Annotated in this window: 15 protein-coding genes; 10 read left to right on the plus strand and 5 right to left on the minus strand. The window is 44.1% G+C overall.

All coding sequences use genetic code 11. From position 1 onward, the window contains the following. Nucleotides 1–169 precede the first annotated feature (169 nt). The 4 genes from QUB06_RS07070 to QUB06_RS07085 all read right to left on the minus strand — a co-directional run bounded on the left by QUB06_RS07070 (nucleotide 170) and on the right by QUB06_RS07085 (nucleotide 3,679). Nucleotides 170–1,156, minus strand: coding sequence for a glycosyltransferase (locus tag QUB06_RS07070; RefSeq protein WP_333434689.1), 987 nt, complete (start codon nucleotides 1,154–1,156; stop codon nucleotides 170–172). Between the two features lie 82 nt (nucleotides 1,157–1,238). Continuing rightward, nucleotides 1,239–1,946 carry a L,D-transpeptidase gene (locus QUB06_RS07075; protein WP_333434690.1) on the minus strand — a complete coding sequence of 236 codons (708 nt, stop codon included), beginning with the start codon at nucleotides 1,944–1,946 and terminating at the stop codon, nucleotides 1,239–1,241. Nucleotides 1,947–2,194: 248 nt separating this feature from the next. Beyond that, a complete protein-coding gene (mraY, locus tag QUB06_RS07080; protein WP_333434691.1) occupies nucleotides 2,195–3,310 on the minus strand; it encodes a phospho-N-acetylmuramoyl-pentapeptide-transferase in 1,116 nt (371 codons plus the stop codon). A 129-nt stretch (nucleotides 3,311–3,439) separates the two neighbouring features. After that, entirely contained in the window at nucleotides 3,440–3,679 is a 240-nt protein-coding gene (locus QUB06_RS07085; protein WP_006631296.1) for a DUF3134 domain-containing protein, read from the minus strand. Between the two features lie 412 nt (nucleotides 3,680–4,091). On the opposite strand from QUB06_RS07085, the gene QUB06_RS07090 reads away from it, so the two are divergent. From QUB06_RS07090 to QUB06_RS07125, 8 genes are all read left to right on the plus strand, one after another. Beyond that, nucleotides 4,092–5,768: a glycosyltransferase family 4 protein gene (locus QUB06_RS07090; RefSeq protein WP_333434692.1), complete on the plus strand. Its 1,677-nt coding sequence runs from the start codon at nucleotides 4,092–4,094 to the stop codon at nucleotides 5,766–5,768. Nucleotides 5,769–5,922: 154 nt separating this feature from the next. Next, the gene (locus QUB06_RS07095) at nucleotides 5,923–6,507 is read left to right on the plus strand and encodes a PAP/fibrillin family protein (protein ID WP_333434693.1); all 585 of its coding nucleotides are present in this window, start codon (nucleotides 5,923–5,925) and stop codon (nucleotides 6,505–6,507) included. A gap of 291 nt (nucleotides 6,508–6,798) precedes the next feature. Further along, the gene (locus tag QUB06_RS07100; protein WP_333434694.1) at nucleotides 6,799–7,089 is read left to right on the plus strand and encodes a hypothetical protein; all 291 of its coding nucleotides are present in this window, start codon (nucleotides 6,799–6,801) and stop codon (nucleotides 7,087–7,089) included. A gap of 215 nt (nucleotides 7,090–7,304) precedes the next feature. After that, a complete protein-coding gene (locus QUB06_RS07105; protein WP_333434695.1) occupies nucleotides 7,305–7,973 on the plus strand; it encodes a Uma2 family endonuclease in 669 nt (222 codons plus the stop codon). Nucleotides 7,974–8,179: 206 nt separating this feature from the next. Beyond that, entirely contained in the window at nucleotides 8,180–8,434 is a 255-nt protein-coding gene (locus QUB06_RS07110) for a type II toxin-antitoxin system ParD family antitoxin (RefSeq protein WP_333434696.1), read from the plus strand. 97 nt (nucleotides 8,435–8,531) lie between these two features. Continuing rightward, nucleotides 8,532–8,732 (plus strand): type II toxin-antitoxin system RelE/ParE family toxin, encoded by a 201-nt coding sequence (locus tag QUB06_RS07115; RefSeq protein WP_333434752.1) that lies wholly within the window; start codon nucleotides 8,532–8,534, stop codon nucleotides 8,730–8,732. Nucleotides 8,733–8,868: 136 nt separating this feature from the next. Beyond that, nucleotides 8,869–9,162: a DUF433 domain-containing protein gene (locus QUB06_RS07120; protein ID WP_333434697.1), complete on the plus strand. Its 294-nt coding sequence runs from the start codon at nucleotides 8,869–8,871 to the stop codon at nucleotides 9,160–9,162. Further along, nucleotides 9,159–9,503 (plus strand): DUF5615 family PIN-like protein, encoded by a 345-nt coding sequence (locus tag QUB06_RS07125; RefSeq protein ID WP_333434698.1) that lies wholly within the window; start codon nucleotides 9,159–9,161, stop codon nucleotides 9,501–9,503. The genes QUB06_RS07120 and QUB06_RS07125 overlap by 4 nt, the downstream gene beginning before the upstream one ends. Nucleotides 9,504–9,623: 120 nt before the next feature. On the opposite strand, the gene QUB06_RS07130 is transcribed toward QUB06_RS07125, so the two are convergent. Then, a complete protein-coding gene (locus QUB06_RS07130; protein WP_333434699.1) occupies nucleotides 9,624–12,701 on the minus strand; it encodes a type ISP restriction/modification enzyme in 3,078 nt (1,025 codons plus the stop codon). Between the two features lie 186 nt (nucleotides 12,702–12,887). On the opposite strand from QUB06_RS07130, the gene QUB06_RS07135 reads away from it, so the two are divergent. Together QUB06_RS07135 and QUB06_RS07140 are read left to right on the plus strand one after the other, a co-directional pair. After that, nucleotides 12,888–13,703, plus strand: a complete 816-nt coding sequence (locus tag QUB06_RS07135) for a PD-(D/E)XK nuclease family protein (RefSeq protein ID WP_333434701.1) — start codon at nucleotides 12,888–12,890, stop codon at nucleotides 13,701–13,703. 118 nt (nucleotides 13,704–13,821) lie between these two features. Then, nucleotides 13,822–16,377, plus strand: coding sequence for a DHH family phosphoesterase (locus QUB06_RS07140; protein WP_333434702.1), 2,556 nt, complete (start codon nucleotides 13,822–13,824; stop codon nucleotides 16,375–16,377). Nucleotides 16,378–16,583: the final 206 nt, after the last annotated feature.

The following is a 16,583-nucleotide window of genomic DNA, read 5'->3' on the forward strand; positions in this document are numbered from 1 at the left end:
ATTTTATATTAAGTATTGCGTTAAATTTTCATATTTCGGATTCAGCTTATTTATCTGTACTGATAAACTATACTTATATGTATATAAGGGCGGATTGTGTACAAACGAATATTTGTCGATCGCAAGTGCGATCGCACAATAATTTATTGCTCTAAAATATTAAAACCGATTAAAACCGCTCAATCTGCCAAGCTGATTCGGGAAGTTTGGCTTGGCGCTGTCCCATCGACCTTGCCCTAACATTCAAAAGACCGATCGGCGTATTAAACAAATCTACCATATCGGCTTGGGCCATCGCACTTTTGGCCGCTGCCACCGGAAATTCCTTTAACAGCCACCTAGCCAGGCGATAAAAATATTCCCCTGTTGTGAATTCTCGCATCAAATCGACACCGTGGAGTTCGTGCAAATATTTATTAGATTCGCCGTACCGATACCATTGACTTTGCAACTGTTTTATTGTAGAACGGTGGCGGTGTCGGACGATCGCATTTTCGGCAAAATACATTTTATAGGATGTTTCCCGCAAAATCCGCCAGCATAAGTCCGCATCGCCGCCACTGCTGAGGTAAGGGCGAAATAATCCTATTTGTTGTAAAACTAGCCTCCGTACAGCTAAGTTGGCTGTTTGGCCGTAAGCACAAAAAGGGTGAGCGAGTGTATGTTTTTGAGATAAAGTATTTTGGCGATCGGCGTGTTGTTCTAAAATAGTTTTACCGGGGAATGCGAGTATTTCCCCAGCGCTAATTCCTACTTCTAAGTCAACAAATGGCTTAACTAAATTTTCCAGCCAGTCAGATTCCGGGCGACAGTCTGCATCGGTAAATGCAATGATTTCGCCTGTGGATGCGCGAATTCCTTGATTGCGGGCGGCGTAGGAACTTTGAATCTGATTTTCGGTGAGGTGGCGAATGGTTATTTGATTGAAATTGCTTCCCCCCTTTACCAAGGGCGGGAGTGAGGGGGGGTTAGAGGCTGCTGTTTCGAGGATTGCTGAAGTGCGATCGCGACTGTTGTTGTCTACTAAGAGATATTCTACACTGTGTGGCGGATAAGTTTGCGATCGCAGGCACTCGATCAACTCCGGCAAATCCATCTCGCCATTGTAAACTGGCACTACCACCGAAACTTCCGGTAAAAACATTTTGTTGTTCATGGGGAAGGAGGCACAACACGGATTATGACACGGATACACGGATTAATGTTTGTACTTCCTCCTAATGACTACTGACTGCTGACTACGGACTAATTTCTACTGCCGTTCCCTTCTGCACAAACCCATACAACTCCTCAACATCCTTATTTTGCAGCGAAACGCAGCCCAAAGTCCAGTTCGATCGAGATTTTATAATATTATCCGAATTAGCAGGAACGCCGTGAATCCCGATTTCGCTGCCCACGCTATCGCCCCAGCCAATTGTACCGTTTTGCTTGGCTTTTACGTGTTTGCGCCAAGATTGTTTAGTTGGATAATCCAGCCACAGAAACTTTGACCAAGTTTCGTGAGGGTACATATCTTTAATACTAAAAACACCTTCCGGCGTCCGCAAATCCCCTGCTTTTAATTTATCACCTGTGGGATTGCCACCAAATACTACAGGATAAGATTTTACTGGCTTTTTGCTATCGTATACAGTCAGCCTGTATTTTGATTTTTCAACTAGGATGGAAATTCTGTTTTTATCTAACTTATCTGGTTCGCCTAAAATTTGTCTTAGCGGCTTGTCGTAGTTTAATAAATTATCGGGGGGGAATTGGGTATGCAAAATATTTAACTCATCAGCCGGACATTTATTTAAGCAGAAAACGTCTAAAATGTAGGGAATTGGAACAGCATAACCCAGCCTAACGAGGTTCCAGTAAAAAACTGAGCTAGCAGCCAGCAAGAGAAGGCTTGTAGATGAAACAATTCTTCCAATATTGCCCCTGATTTTTTTTATTTCCATTGCATTAACTAGGGATATCATAGATTGTTCGGCGGTTGAAACTGCTACTTACTACAGAAACGAAGTCCCTCTCTAAGAGACTAAGAAATCTGGAACAGCCCAAAAGCGTGTTGCTTAAGCCTTAAACAGGCAAGATGCCTGTTCCACAACTGCATTCAGTTATTGTGGAACAGGCATCTTGCCTGTTTCTTTGAAATAGGAGAAAATATCTCTTGCATCCCCTGCACAATCCGTTACCAAATCCGTTGTTAACTGTTGCTAGTAAACATCAAAATCATTAACACTAACACCCCGTTAGTTATATAAAAAATGCCAACAACCTGAGTTTCCAACCAGCCGCACAACTCTAAATGATGGTGCAGTGGAGCCATTCTTAACAGACGCTTGCCGATTCCATCCGGGCCTTTTGTAGCTTTGTAATAACCTACTTGAGCAATTACTGACAGCGTTTCAATAAAGAAAATCCCGCTGATAATTAATAATATCCAAAGGCTATTTGTTAATAAAGCTACCGCACCCAACGCACCGCCTAAAGCTAAAGCACCTGTATCGCCCATAAACACCTTGGCTGGATTGCGGTTGTGTGCTAAGAAACCGAGACAACTGCCGCTGGTGCAGGCGCAAAATATCATTAATTCTGGCGAAGTTGAGGCTACCGATGCGCCCAATCCTAAAAGTGCGATCGCCCCCAAACCTCCCATCAACCCGTCAACACCATCGGTAATATTAGTAGCATTGCTTTCGGCAACTAGCACAAAACCCGCCAGCGGCCAGAACAGCAAACCTAATGGCAATACCCAACCGAAAGGCAAAGCAACATTCGTAGAAATTGCTGGTTGATGAAACATCAGCCACAGACAAAATAGAGCAGCAAAACTTATTTGCAAAGCCAATTTCATCCGAGGTGAAATACCTTTGTTCGACTTGCGTCGCAGAATTTGCCAGTCATCAATCCAGCCAATGAAACCGTAAGCTAAAGTTAAAGCCGATACGGCAACAACATCTGAGTTAAACTTAGACCAAAGTAAAGCAACTGCTACCCCAGCAGGTATAAAAAAGATGCCTCCCATTGTCGGCGTTCCCGCTTTTTTCAAATGGGCTTGGGGGCCGTCTTCGCGAATTATTTGTCCTGCTTTTAGTTGCTGGAGTACGGGCACAACTGCATAGCCCAACCCCGACGCAACTAAAGCACAAACAATTAGCGGCATAAATAGCGATGCAGGTAAATTCAAAAATCTATCCGCTGCTACATCTAAACCGATCGCTACAGTGCAGAGTCCCACACCCAGCAGCCGGAATAAATTGCTGCCTGTAAGTTTGAAAGGCAGACTAAAAGGGATTTTCTCATCCAAAAAGTTATCCATAACACTCCTCACCACACACTATTTGAGAATAAGCAATTGACAATGGGGAATAGGGTGCGATACAGGAGATTGAGAAATCTCTTAGTTTTTCTTCCCTGTTTCCGGTTGATTTCTTCACCCTTCTACCCGTTATTCTTCGCCTACACTCACATCCTCTTCTACTTCCTCTTCTAAATCATCGTAAGGACTGTCGTCAACTGCCATAAGTTCAGAAATTTCTTCTTCGTGCAGATAGTCGGGTTCTTGGACATCCCTTGCTAACAGGCGATTGTTAGATTCCAACCAGTCTAAAAGAGAAGATTGCTGTTTTAATGGAATTACATCCGCAGGTAAGTGGCGAGGAATTTGACGCAGAGATGGGTTGTACATGATTATCGGTTTTTAAAGACAAAGACGCGATCGAGTAGAGGTAACGTTTTGCCGACGAACTGCTCATTTGATCAAGCACTTGCAAATCGGGCATTTAGCAAGGCTAAAGCATTATACCACAGGCACTGTTTGGTTCCGGATCGGATAAGATGGGAGACCGAAAAGGCGATCGCCCCCAAGCATGGGCATGAGGATAACACTAAAATCCGCTCTTGCCAATCCTTCTTTAGCCGTAAGCATTGTAATCTAAGACGATCGTCTTTAAGATATCGCGGGACAAGCGGCGATCGTATTCTGCAAGCTTCGCTAACGGCAAGGGTTTGATTCACAACAGTCTCCTGGTTTTTCATCAAAGCCTGAGATCGAATGCCCTCTGGCTTCTTCAGTCAACTCTCAAGCAATAAATCTCAGAATGGATATAACGGCAGCGGTTTTATACAACAAAGAGGGCTACGACACCGGAGGGCAAAAACTTCTGGGGCGTCATTCAGCCGGAGAAGGGTTTCTCAAAAGCTTAGTCCAACACGGAACCGCTGACTCTCTCTACTGTTACGCCGATAGCAAAACAACCTTTAAGGAGTTTTGTTCGCACATCCAACCTTGGCTGCAAAAACCTCGGAAAGTCCGCTGGATTCCCACAGAACGACCGGATTTGCTATCTCAACCGGGCACAATTTATCGACCCGATCCGGTTCTGTCGCAGATGGTGTGGGCGCGCAGATTTTTCGATCAGCGGGCCTACAGCGTTTGCGGCGTTACTCACACGATCGGTACAAAATACATCATGGGGGCGATCGGCGATTTGATAACCGCACCCATGCAGCCTTGGGACGCCCTGATCTGCACCTCTGCAGCGGTGAAAACAGCAGTAGAAGGAGTTATGACGGAGTGGTCTGAATATTTAGCCCAGCGCAACGGCGGTAAACCGGAAATTTTAGTCAAATTGCCGGTTATTCCCCTAGGAGTGGATTGCAGCGCGTTTCCGCAGGGTGTGGAAGCAGTTAATAGTCGCCGCCAACTGCGACAAGAACTGGGCATTTCTCCCGAAGATATTGTTGTGTTATTTGTCGGTCGATTGATTTTTTCTGCAAAAGCTCATCCGGTACCGATGTACATCGCCCTAGAGGGCGCGGCACAACAGACAAAAGCCAAAATCCACTTAATTCAAGCAGGTTGGATCGAAGATCCGAGAGAAGAACCCGACTTTAAAAATAGCGCGCAAATATTTTGTCCCTCCGTGAATGCTATTTTTTTAGATGGGAGAAAGCCGGAAATTAGAATTAATATTTGGTCGGCGGCCGATATTTTCATTTCGCTTTCGGACAACGTTCAAGAAACCTTTGGGCTAACGCCAATTGAAGCTATGGCGAACGGACTGCCGGCCATAGTCTCCGATTGGAACGGATACAAAGAATCTGTACGCCACGAAATAGACGGCTTCCGAATTCCCACACTCATCCCGCCCCCCGAATCTTGTTTAGATTTAGCCCTAAATTATCTCGACGACAGCTTAAATTGGCCAACTTACATGGGTCACACTTCCCTCGCGACAGCAGTTGACATTGATGCTTGCACCCTGGCGTTGTGCCAATTAATTGAAAACCCCGAATTGAGAAAGCGGATGGGGGAAAATGCCCGACAAAGGGCGTGGGAAATTTATGATTGGAAAGTAGTAATTGCTGCTTACGAACAATTGTGGCGGGAATTAGCAGAAATTCGCCTGGGGGCACCGGAGTCAGCACCTTTAAAAGCTGGGAAGCCACCTTATCCCCTAGGCGACGATCCGTTTCGGGTATTGGGCCATTATGCGACTAGAACTTTAAGCAATGAGATGATGCTGAGTCTGGGGGCGATCGCCACACCAGAACTGCACAGAGAGTTGCAAACAATTTGGTTTACCCGCTTCGGTCAGGACAGAAGAATCTCTGTTAACATTCAGATGGAGATATTGGATGCGATCGAGCAGGAAGGTGCGATCAGCGTGGGGGAAGTTATCCGACGCTACGTTAAAAACGAGCAACAATTAGCCTACCTGTATCGGACTCTGCTTTATTTGGTGAAATTTGGTATCTTAGTTATTAGTTGTTAATACTCTGCGGACTCGGCGATTAAAATCGCTACTACACAAAATTTCCTCCCTCTCGCTTGAGACAGAAGAAAAGAGCGGTCTGACTTTTGCCTCACCTTCGATAATTAATCCGTGTATTCGTGTCAAAATCCGTGTTCTTCCTTCTTAAAAAATCATGCTTAGAAAATCTTCACTATTAGAGATAATTGCTGGTAAGAATCGAGGTTTGCTGGCTACTCCCACCGACAAACAAGCGATTTTAAGCGCGATCGCCCAATTGGAAGATTACAACCCCACGCCTCGCCCTGTCGAAGCTGCAGAGCTTTTAAATGGTGATTGGCGGTTATTGTACACCACCAGCCGCGAACTGCTGAATCTTGACAGTTTTCCCTTGGTAAAATTGGGTCAAATTTATCAATCTATCCGCGTCAAAGAATCTAAAATTTACAACATTGGCGAACTTTACGGCTTGCCTTATTTGGAAGGAATTGTCAGTGTAGCCGCGAGATTTGAGCCAACTTCCGAACGGCGAGTGCAGGTGAAGTTTGAGCGGTCTATAGTAGGTTTAAGCAGGTTGATTGGCTATGAATTTCCGGGGAAGTTTATCGATGAGATTGAGTCGGGTAAAAAGTTCGCTGCTGTAGATTTCGGGCTGGATACTCGTGAACAGCAGGGATGGCTTGACATCACTTATTTGGATAAAGATTTGCGGATTGGACGGGGGAATAAAGACAGTGTTTTTGTCTTGACAAAAGAGTGATTTTGTGATGGGTGATTAAGTGCGATCGCCCCTTAACTTATACTAAATTTATCTTTCCTTCATCCGCGTTTATCCGCGTGCATCTGCGGTTAAAAATCAAAAATCTATCACTTTGGCAAACAATTCAACACTTACTAAAACCCTCAAATCCCTAGCCGATAAAAGCTTCAGATACAATAACCGTTAAAACTTAGCGTTAAGAATTGACAATTGACAATTCTTGTGATATGTGCTTGAATTTTAATGGAAAAGGCGTTAGTACATTCCCGCCAAGAAACTTACTAACGCCTTTTGTGTACTCCTTACGAATACAACACGATTATGCCACAAAACGGTTATCAACAGGGATTCGCAGCGAATCCTAGTGCGATCGCGTACCAAAAACGCCTTTACCCTTGGGCGATCGCCAAACTCATGCCCAGTATGCAGCGGGCGATTGTGGGGCGATTTCGCAGTCGATCGGATGCTGAGGGGCACTTGCTGTGTCTGCGTCAACTCATGCCTCAAGCAACGCTTGTCGTAGTTTTTGACTTGCAACCAGACTTAGAAGTACCAATTGCGGCGCCCACAGCAATTCGATAAGCAGAAGGATTGCGATCGCCATTTGTAGGGGCGGTGCCCCCGTGCCCGCCCCCTTCGTCTGACTGCAAGTCGATCTTTCTTGTATTTTCTTCCTTTTTAAGAATGACTCAGACTCGATAATTCATCCGTGTATCCCTGTAGTGCCTTCCTTCTTCCTTCGGCTATAAATAGCGACTTAAGTTAGGATAATTTTATCCTCAATTTGCTTTTAAATCATGACTTCTACAACTGCAAAATTCATCGTGTCTCAAGTGGGGGAAATTCCTCAATGGCAAGCCGCGAGGTGGGAAGATTATCTAGCAGCCTGCGAAGATCCGTCTTTGGAGGAAGCGAGAATATTTTTTTATGAAGGATATCTTTGGATAGACATGGGTAATGAAGGGTCTCAGCACGCCAGATTTAACGATCTGTTTACTATCATATTTTTCGTGTGGTTTACTACCAAAATAGGACAAACTTTTGATTCTCTCAGCGGTTGTGTAATTGAGAAACCTAAAGTGGGAGCGGGTGCACCAGATAAAGTTTTATACATCGGCGGAGATTTCCACCAATGGCAAAAAGGGGAACCCCGCCGAATTAATCTGAATCAGTCGCGAGTTCCCGATTTAGTCGGGGAGATAGCCGATACTACTTTGGCCAGCGATTTAGATGAAAAGAAGCGCCTTTATGCTGCTTTAGGAATTCCTGAGTATTGGGTAGTAGATATTAAGGGCGAGAGAGTTTTGGCATTTCGCTTGCAGGAAAACGGGAAATATCAGGAATGCGAAATTTCCGGTGCCCTTGAAGGATTGCCAATTACTTTACTATCGGAGACTTTGAAACTTTTGGGTGAGGGAAATGGCACGGCGGCGATGTGGTTTGCTCAACAAATTGGGAAGTTGTAGAGAGGTTGGCGAAAAGTGCGTTAGCGAAGCCCGCCCCTACGGGGGCTACGCCAACGAAGAGGATCGCACGCGATTCACAATATTTTTTTCAAGCTCGACTCTAGGGCGGCCACAATCTCTGAGAATGTTGATATTTGTGCTAAGCTAATCTACAAAAGATGTCACTATCGTGCAGTAACCTTTCTGTGATTTAAAGGAGCAAGTCAATGAATATTGTCTTAAAGCCGGAATACGAAGAGTTTATTCAAGCGCAAATTCAAAGCGGAAAATATGGCAGCGCTGAAGAACTAATTGGAGAAGCGATCGCACTTTTAAGAGAACGAAAACAACGCATCGAAGAACTCCGCCAGAAAATAGCAGTGGGAACTGCACAAATTGCTAAGGGACAAGTGACAGATGGAGAACTTGTGTTTGCCAAAATTCAAGAAAAAATAGATCGAAGAGAACAGTCAGGGGCATGAACAGTTATACATTTTCAGATGAAGCCGTCCGAGACTTGAATGAGATTTGTGAATTGCTGGCAATAGTTCCAGGGCCGCCAGCGAGCTTTTTGATGCAATTCGTCAAAAATGTAAACTTGTCGCCGAATTTCCTAATATGGGCAAACGCTATGAGAGGTTATCCCCCAACTTGCGCGGATTTATTGTTAGGGATTATTTAATTTTTTATTACCCGAGATCGGACGGGATTGATATTGCTCGCGTGCTGCGGGGCGATCGAGACTTGGAATTATTGTTTTCAGAGTTAGGGGAAGATTAATTAGCTTTGAATATATCTGAACGGGCGATCGCACTTGGAAAAAAGGGCGATCGTGCTTAATGCTTCTCAAGATTTGGCACACTTTTAGCTTAAATAATAACATATAATAAAAATATATCTGCCCTGTTAATCTGCCATGAATGTACAATCTGTTTCGCGTTATGTCGCACGTCACCCTGAAATCTTGCAAAGCGAACCAATAATCGCAGGAACCAGGACTTCCGTTCGGGCGATCGTGGAATTGTGGCGTTTGGGTATTACTCCTGAAGAAATCCCCATGCACTTACCTCACCTGAAATTAGCTCAAATTTTTGACGCGCTGAGCTTTTATTTGGATAACCAGGAAGAAATAAATACTTATATTGAGCGCAATCGAATTCCTGAAGACTTGATTCATCCTGCTGTTAAAGCTGCAATGAGAAAGCCGTGAAACTGTTTGCAACTATTTATACCGATGAAGATGTTTCTAGGCTTGTCGCTACTTTACTGCTGGCTAGAGGGTTCGATGTGACGACAACCAGCGAACAGGGAATGCTGAGTAAATCCGATAGCCAACAATTAGCTTACGCAGCATCTATTGAGCGATGTTTGCTCACCCATAATCGCGTAGACTTTGAGCGACTGCATCTAGATTATATGACAGAAGGAAAACAACATTCTGGGATTATTGTGATACCTCAAAAGAACGCCTATGAGATTGCTCAACGGGTTGCCATTTTATTAAATACGCTAACGGCTGATGAAATCGCTAATCAGCTTTTATATGTATAAAGCGATAGCACTTGGGGAAGCAAAGGGCGATTCCCTACGGGATAGCTACGCACGCGCGTACTTTTGGATTTGGGATGGCAGATGTGAGATATCAAGGACATTCCAGCCATAACTCAACATCTATTCCCAAGGGAAATCCCGTATCACCTCATCAATTTCAGCCATAATTTGCATAGTCTCTTTCAAAGCAACCACGACGCGCTGATAGTGCAGCACCTCATCAAAAGATAAACTGCGATTTGCTTTTTTGCGGTCTTTCAACCATTTATCTAATACTTGATATCCACCTATTTTAAACGCCCATACTTCTGGGGTAATACCTTCAAAATATTGCTGTTTGTTAATATAAACCCGCCGTTCAGATTCATTGTAAGTAACTTGAGTAACAGCATTATCGCCAATGACAGGATATTTAGTAATTACCTTATTTAATTTTTTCGATTTCATCACGTGCAGTGCTACCAATTCCTCACCTTTTTTAGCGAGTGTTTGAAAAAGTTCATTGTCGGAAGTTAAGGGTAAGCGGGGAAAGTCTATTTTCAGGAATTCTGCATAACGCTGGCGGTAGGTAGGAATGTGAAAGACAGAATATGCGTAATAAAAGATTGCTTCGGGAGTTGGTACATAGCCTAATTTTTCACGAATCGCACTGAGAAAGTTTTGGGAGAAATTGGGAGTGCGATCGGTGAATAAATTACCCTGTTCGTTTTCCGTGTCAGGATAGAGGTAAAGGGGGAAAGCATTACAACCATCTTTGATCTCAACGTATAATGCAGGAGTTGGTTTATCAGCAACCAGTGCGTGTCCCCATTCAGCACCTTTGGTTTGTCTGACTACATTTAGAGAGAGGTTTTCTTTCATCATGTGCTGTTGCAAAACTGTTCTTGGGCGATCCATTGCCACAGTGTTAAAATAGCAAAGACGCCAGTCAAAGGGACGGTAAAGACATTCTATAAGCCACTGTTGCCAGTTTTCATCTCGGCGAACGTGTATCCTTGCATTTTGTACATTCCAAGTTTCAGTATCTTTCAGTTCATATTTAGTCTTTATTTGTACATCTGAGAGTTGATTGCTGATACAATCCTTAATTTTATCCTCCATTTCTTTCCTTGTAAAATCAATGGCAAAGTGATCGCGATGAGTTTGAAATCCCAGCGTATTAACTGGAAAAATATCGGTCAACTTCCAACCGCTGTTATACTCGGTTCTTAAATCGATATTCTGTATAATGAATAAATATTCCGGTGAGCGAGGCTCAACAGCCACCCATTCAGTTGTCTCGATATCTAACTGGTTGAGAATTTCATATTTAGAAGTTCGACTTCCCCATAATTGGGCATGATGAACTTTTGCCGGAGTAGACTTACCAGGTTCTTTGATAAAAATGCCAATACTGACTCCCTGCTGAATATCAAACACATTTTGGTCAGGCGAACCATCAGGAGAAACTTCTTTCTTTTTAGAATTACCGTGCAAATCTAAAACATAGATATCCGTAAAAGTTTGCATCAAATTTTGACGCATTCCCCGAAAAGTCGGGTTATCGAGATAACCGTGATTAGTCACAAAAGCCAAAACACCAAACCCCGTTTGACTAACTCGCCACTGTCCAAAACGAATAAATTTTACATAATCATCTTGCAGCCATTTAGAATTGCGCTCTTTCAGCGGTACACCGTCCACATAATAGTAATCTTTTACCAATCCTGCTATCCATTCACTCTTATTAGCAGAATGACCAGAATAAGGCGGATTTCCCAACACAACCATCACCGGGACATCCCGCTTAATTGCGGAAGCTTCATTAGCTTCTTGCGCCACAAATTGAGCAAAGAGAACCTCTGATTTTTTTAAAGCTTCATCTAATGTATTGGTGAGATAAACTCCTAACCGCTGCTTGCTGCTAAACTCATAGCCGAGATTTTGCAGTTGCAAACCGAGTTTGAGGTGTGCTATGGCATAGGGAGCCATTAACAACTCAAAACCAAATAATCGGTTTAATAAATTCTCCTGTACATACTGATTCCAACTCCCAGATATTCCCATATCTTCCAAATTTTGATAAATGCGATCGACAACTCCGTAAAGAAAAGTACCCGTACCAGTTGCCGGATCTAGAATTTGAACTCGCGGCTGTTGCGTATCTGGATTTTTGCTATTATCTGCCAATCCTAAAGGTAGATTAAAACGGTTTTTCAGGATAGCATCGACAGAGCGAACAATATATGAGACAACGGGTTCAGGAGTGTAGTAAACCCCGCGACTTTTCCGCAAAGCTGAATTATAAGCTGCAAGAAAGGTTTCGTAAAAATGAACAACTGGATCGGATTGGCGAGTGCGACTACCAAAATTTTCCAGAATAGCAGTCATGTCAACTCGCCCTAGTAGCTCAACTAAATCATCGATTGCCCAGTTAATCTTACCGAGTAAATCCGTCTCGATAATACTGTTAAATAATCGGCGCAAAAACGGATTAGTAGCTGGGATGTACGTGCCCGCTGTCCGGCGATCAAAAAGTTGATTTCCGGGATTTTGAGCATGACCAACTCGCGCCGCAAATAAACCATAGGAAATAGTTTGAGCGTACATATCTGCAAAAGCCGCATCATTGAGATCCGGCAGCAATATCTCATTAAATCCACGCTTGAGTTGATGTAACTCTCCGGTTTCAGTTTCGATTTGCAAAGCTGATTCTGTAGCGAGTAAAATTGATTTGGTTAATCGCGCCATCTGTCTTGCCAAATCTTCAGGACTGTTAATGGCTGCACCGGCGTAATTAAGAAATCCCTCGATTAATTCAAGAGTTTTGTCAGAATTGCAGAGAGTAATTTCGTTTCCTGTTCTTTCGGCTAAAACTGCGGTTAATCTGACTTTCCCCTCAACATACCAGCGAAACTCTAGATAATTCGTGAGAATTAAATTACCGTTTAACGATTCTCGATATCGCTGCAACTGTTCGGTTTTTTCAACAGGATTCAAATCTAAGCCGACATCCTTAGCTTCCACATAACCGACGAGTAAATCCCTGCGCCTGACAGTAAAATCTGGAACACCAGCTTTATTACCTTTTTCTTCTATGATTGCTACCAAACTAGCAGCCGGATTATCGAGTAAATTCTTGATACTGGGGTAATGGGTGCGCTCGCTTCCCCGTTGGAGATTGCTCTGAATTGACTGGATGTAGGTATCAAAACGCATTGGCTTCGCCGTTAACGGTATGAATCATTATATAATGGTAAGTGTAGGGATCTCGCACTCTCCTCCAAAAATGCGATCAAAATTATCGGCGTCCATCTGCGTCATCAGCCTCAATCTGCGGTCAAAAAAAAGATTAATCGCCTCGCTTACCAGCATAAAAAATATAAAATCTAAAATCCTAAGAAAATGCTCCGACTCTCTCAAACCCAACTCAAAATTCTCGAAGAATGCCCCCGCAAATTCCAACATAGCTACCTAGAACTCCTAGCCACCACCGCCTCCCCAGAACACAAAGAAAAACTCACATGGGGAAGCCACTTTCACCTATTAATGCAGCAGCGAGAACTCGGACTTCCCATTGAATTCATCATCCAACAAGACCCCGAACTGGGACGCTGTGTGGCAGCATTTATCAACACCGCACCCGAACTTTTCGCCAATTCAGAAAATAGCGATAGAATTTTCCGCCAAGCCGAACACCCCCGCACCCTAATTTTACAAGACTACCTATTCACCGTTATCTATGACTTGCTAATAGCCGAACCAAACGCCGCCCAAATTCTCGACTGGAAAACCTATCCCCGCCCTCAAAAATCAAAATGGATAGCCGAAAGTTGGCAAACTCGCCTCTATTTATACGTCTTAGTAGAAACCAGCGACTATTCCCCCGAACAAGTTTCCATGACATACTGGTTCGTACAATTGCAAGGAGAAGAACCGCCGCAAAAACTCACATTTGATTACAACCAAACAGAACACGATCGCACAAAACAAGATTTAACCCACCTATTGCAGCAGCTAACCGAGTGGCGACAGCGCTATACCGAAGGCGGCGAATTCTTACCCCAAGTAGAAATTAGTTCCAATCTTTGCGATTCCTGTCAATTTGCCACTCGCTGCAACCGCACAACAGACAACACAGCTTCCTCACCCAATCTTTCCGCAGAAACTCCCACAGATTGGTTGCCAAATCTTGCTATAATCGACGAAATATTTATTTAATTCAAATCTTGTACTATGCAACTATTAGTCGCCCGGTGGGGGCGGGTTTATAGATATTGTGGATGTGAATGAAAGATTGTTGGTAAACCCGCCCCTACAGGAATTAATGAAATAACTTATGACAGAACTACTTCAAAATTTGCCAACTCAACCCCTATCTCAGCCCCCAGATTGGTTGATCCAAGCTGTCAGAAACCATGCACCCGAACTCCCCGGAAACTATGCCGCCGCACTTCTGTGGAATAGAGGAATTCAAAACCCCGAACAAATACCCGGTTTCTTAAATCCCAAACTTTACAAACCAGCAAGTCCCTTTGAATTCGGACTAGAAATGAACTGGGCGATAGAAAGAATCCAGCAAGCACGAAACAGCGGCGAAAAAGTAGCAATTTGGGGAGACTTCGACGCTGACGGCATTACCTCAACCTCCGTACTTTGGGACGGACTGGGAGAATTTTTTGCTCAAAATGACCAACTAATTTATTACATTCCCAACCGCTTAACCGAATCTCACGGACTCAATATTGCGGGAATAGATGCCTTAGCAAAATCTGGAATTAGCTTAATTATTACCTGCGATACCGGCAGTACAAACATAGCCGAAATCGAATATGCCACCACCTTAAACATCGATACAATTATCACCGACCATCATACATTACCGGACGATCGCCCGCCAGCTACAGCCATTATCAATCCCCGCTACTTTCCCCCAAACCACCAACTATTTAACCTTTCAGGAGTTGGAGTAGCCTACAAATTAGTTGAAGCATTATATCACACATTACCGGATATTCCGCAGCGCCCGCTCACAGATTTATTAGAATTAGTAGCGATCGGCTTAATTGCCGATTTAGTCCAACTTACAGGAGACAGCCGCTACCTAGCACAACTCGGAATCGAACAACTGCAAAAACAACTCGCAAATCCCACCCGCCCAGGAGTTGCAAAATTGCTCGAACTGTGCAAAAGATCGGGCGATCGCCCAACCGACATTTCCTTCGGCCTCGGCCCCCGAATCAACGCCGTCAGCCGCATTCAAGGCGATGCCAGCTTCTGCGTAGAACTCCTCACCAGCCGCGACAAAAAACGCTGCGAAGAACTAGCAAATTTAACCGAAATTGCCAACAGCAGACGTAAATCTTTACAAAAAGATGTTGCCAAAGATGCCGCCCACAAATTAGCCAAACTCGACCTTTCAACTACTAGCGTCATCGTCCTCAGCGACCCCCAATGGCCCGTAGGAGTATTAGGATTAGTAGCCGGACAAATCGCCCAAGAATACGGCCGCCCCGTGATTTTATTCTGTACAGAAGGAAGCGAAGAAATTAACGAAAATGCCTCGGAAACGCAATTTACCTCCTTCTTAAATCCCGAATCACCAACACTTTCCCCATCCAAAATTGCCCGGGGTTCGGCGCGTTCCGCCAATCAAATCGACCTTTACCAATTAGTCAAAGACCAAGCGCATTTATTGCACAGATTTGGCGGTCATCCTTTCGCCGCCGGATTGAGTCTCCCAGTTGAAAATATCCCCCTATTTACAGATGCGGTAAATCAGCAACTGCGACAACAATATACCACCGATAGTTTAACAGCAGCCCCCGTTCAAGCAGACCTAAAAATTACTGTCTCCGAATTAGGCAAGGACTTATTTCAAGAACTAAAATTGCTCGAACCGTGCGGTATGGGCAACCCCGCCCCCAAATTGCTAATTGAAAACTGCTGGTTTGAAAATCTCTGGAATCAAAAAATTAAGGATTTGAAAGGGCAAAAAGTAGAATATCTTAAAACAGAATTTACAATTAGGGATGAATCTACCGATATGGGATTTCCCGGCATTTGGTGGGGACACAATCAAAACGAAGTTCCCCAAGGCCGCTGCGATGTCACCGTTGAACTAGATTTTAATACTTACAAATCGCGGTATGAAGTGCGCCTCGTAGCAGTGCAAGAACGCACGGAAGAAAACCAAATCAATTCGCTGACTAAAATAGATTGGATCGTAGACTGGCGCAATAGAAATAATGAGGAAAATTTATTAGCAACTAGCACAAACTTAGAATCTAAAATGCCGATCGACAATCTAGTTTACAATTCCGAAAAGGTCGATCGCGAAAACTCGATCGTCCTCAAAGAATGCCCCGCAAGCTGGGACGAACTGCGGATCTGGTTTCGGCAAGCACAGCACACTCAGAAAAAACTCGCGATCGCCTACACATTACCCCCATTCGTACCCCCACAGCAAATCTGCCAACAGCTAATCGGCATCGCCAAATACCTCAGCCGCACCAAAAAACCCGTCACCAGACAGCAACTCCGCCAGAAACTCGGCATCAGCGACACATCCTTGCAACTGGGGTTCAAAACCCTAACATATCTCGGTTTTAAAATCAATTATCGCGATCGAGCTTTCCACATCACCAGACAACCCGAAACCGCACAGCGTCAAGACGCGCCCGATCAAATCCCCAAACCCTTATTAGATAGCCAATCCCTTCAATTCTCAGTGCCAAATTCCCCGATTGCTGCCCGTTGTGCAGCGCAATTCTTAGCAGCCGTCTCCGAAGAACAATTCCGGCGGAAATATTTCTGTGAAGTACCCCTTTCGACCATTGTGTCGATCGCCCGAGAGACAGTTTTCCAAGAAGATTCTACAGCAAATCCCTTCTAACTGAGATATTGCACTATTCTCAAGAACAGGCAAGATGCCTGTTCCACAAGAAAATTCACTCTTTGTGGAACAGGCATCTTGCCTGTTCATAAAAAGCTTATTGAGAATGGTGCAACACATGAGTTCTGACTGACATATTGCACCGTTGTTAAGAACGGGCTCTTCGGCCCGTTCCACTCATGAGATAACTTTTATTGTCGGGCCCG

The sequence above is a fragment of the Microcoleus sp. D2_18a_D3 genome, from assembly GCF_036702455.1.
In the GTDB taxonomy this organism is placed as follows: Bacteria; Cyanobacteriota; Cyanobacteriia; order Cyanobacteriales; family Microcoleaceae; genus Microcoleus.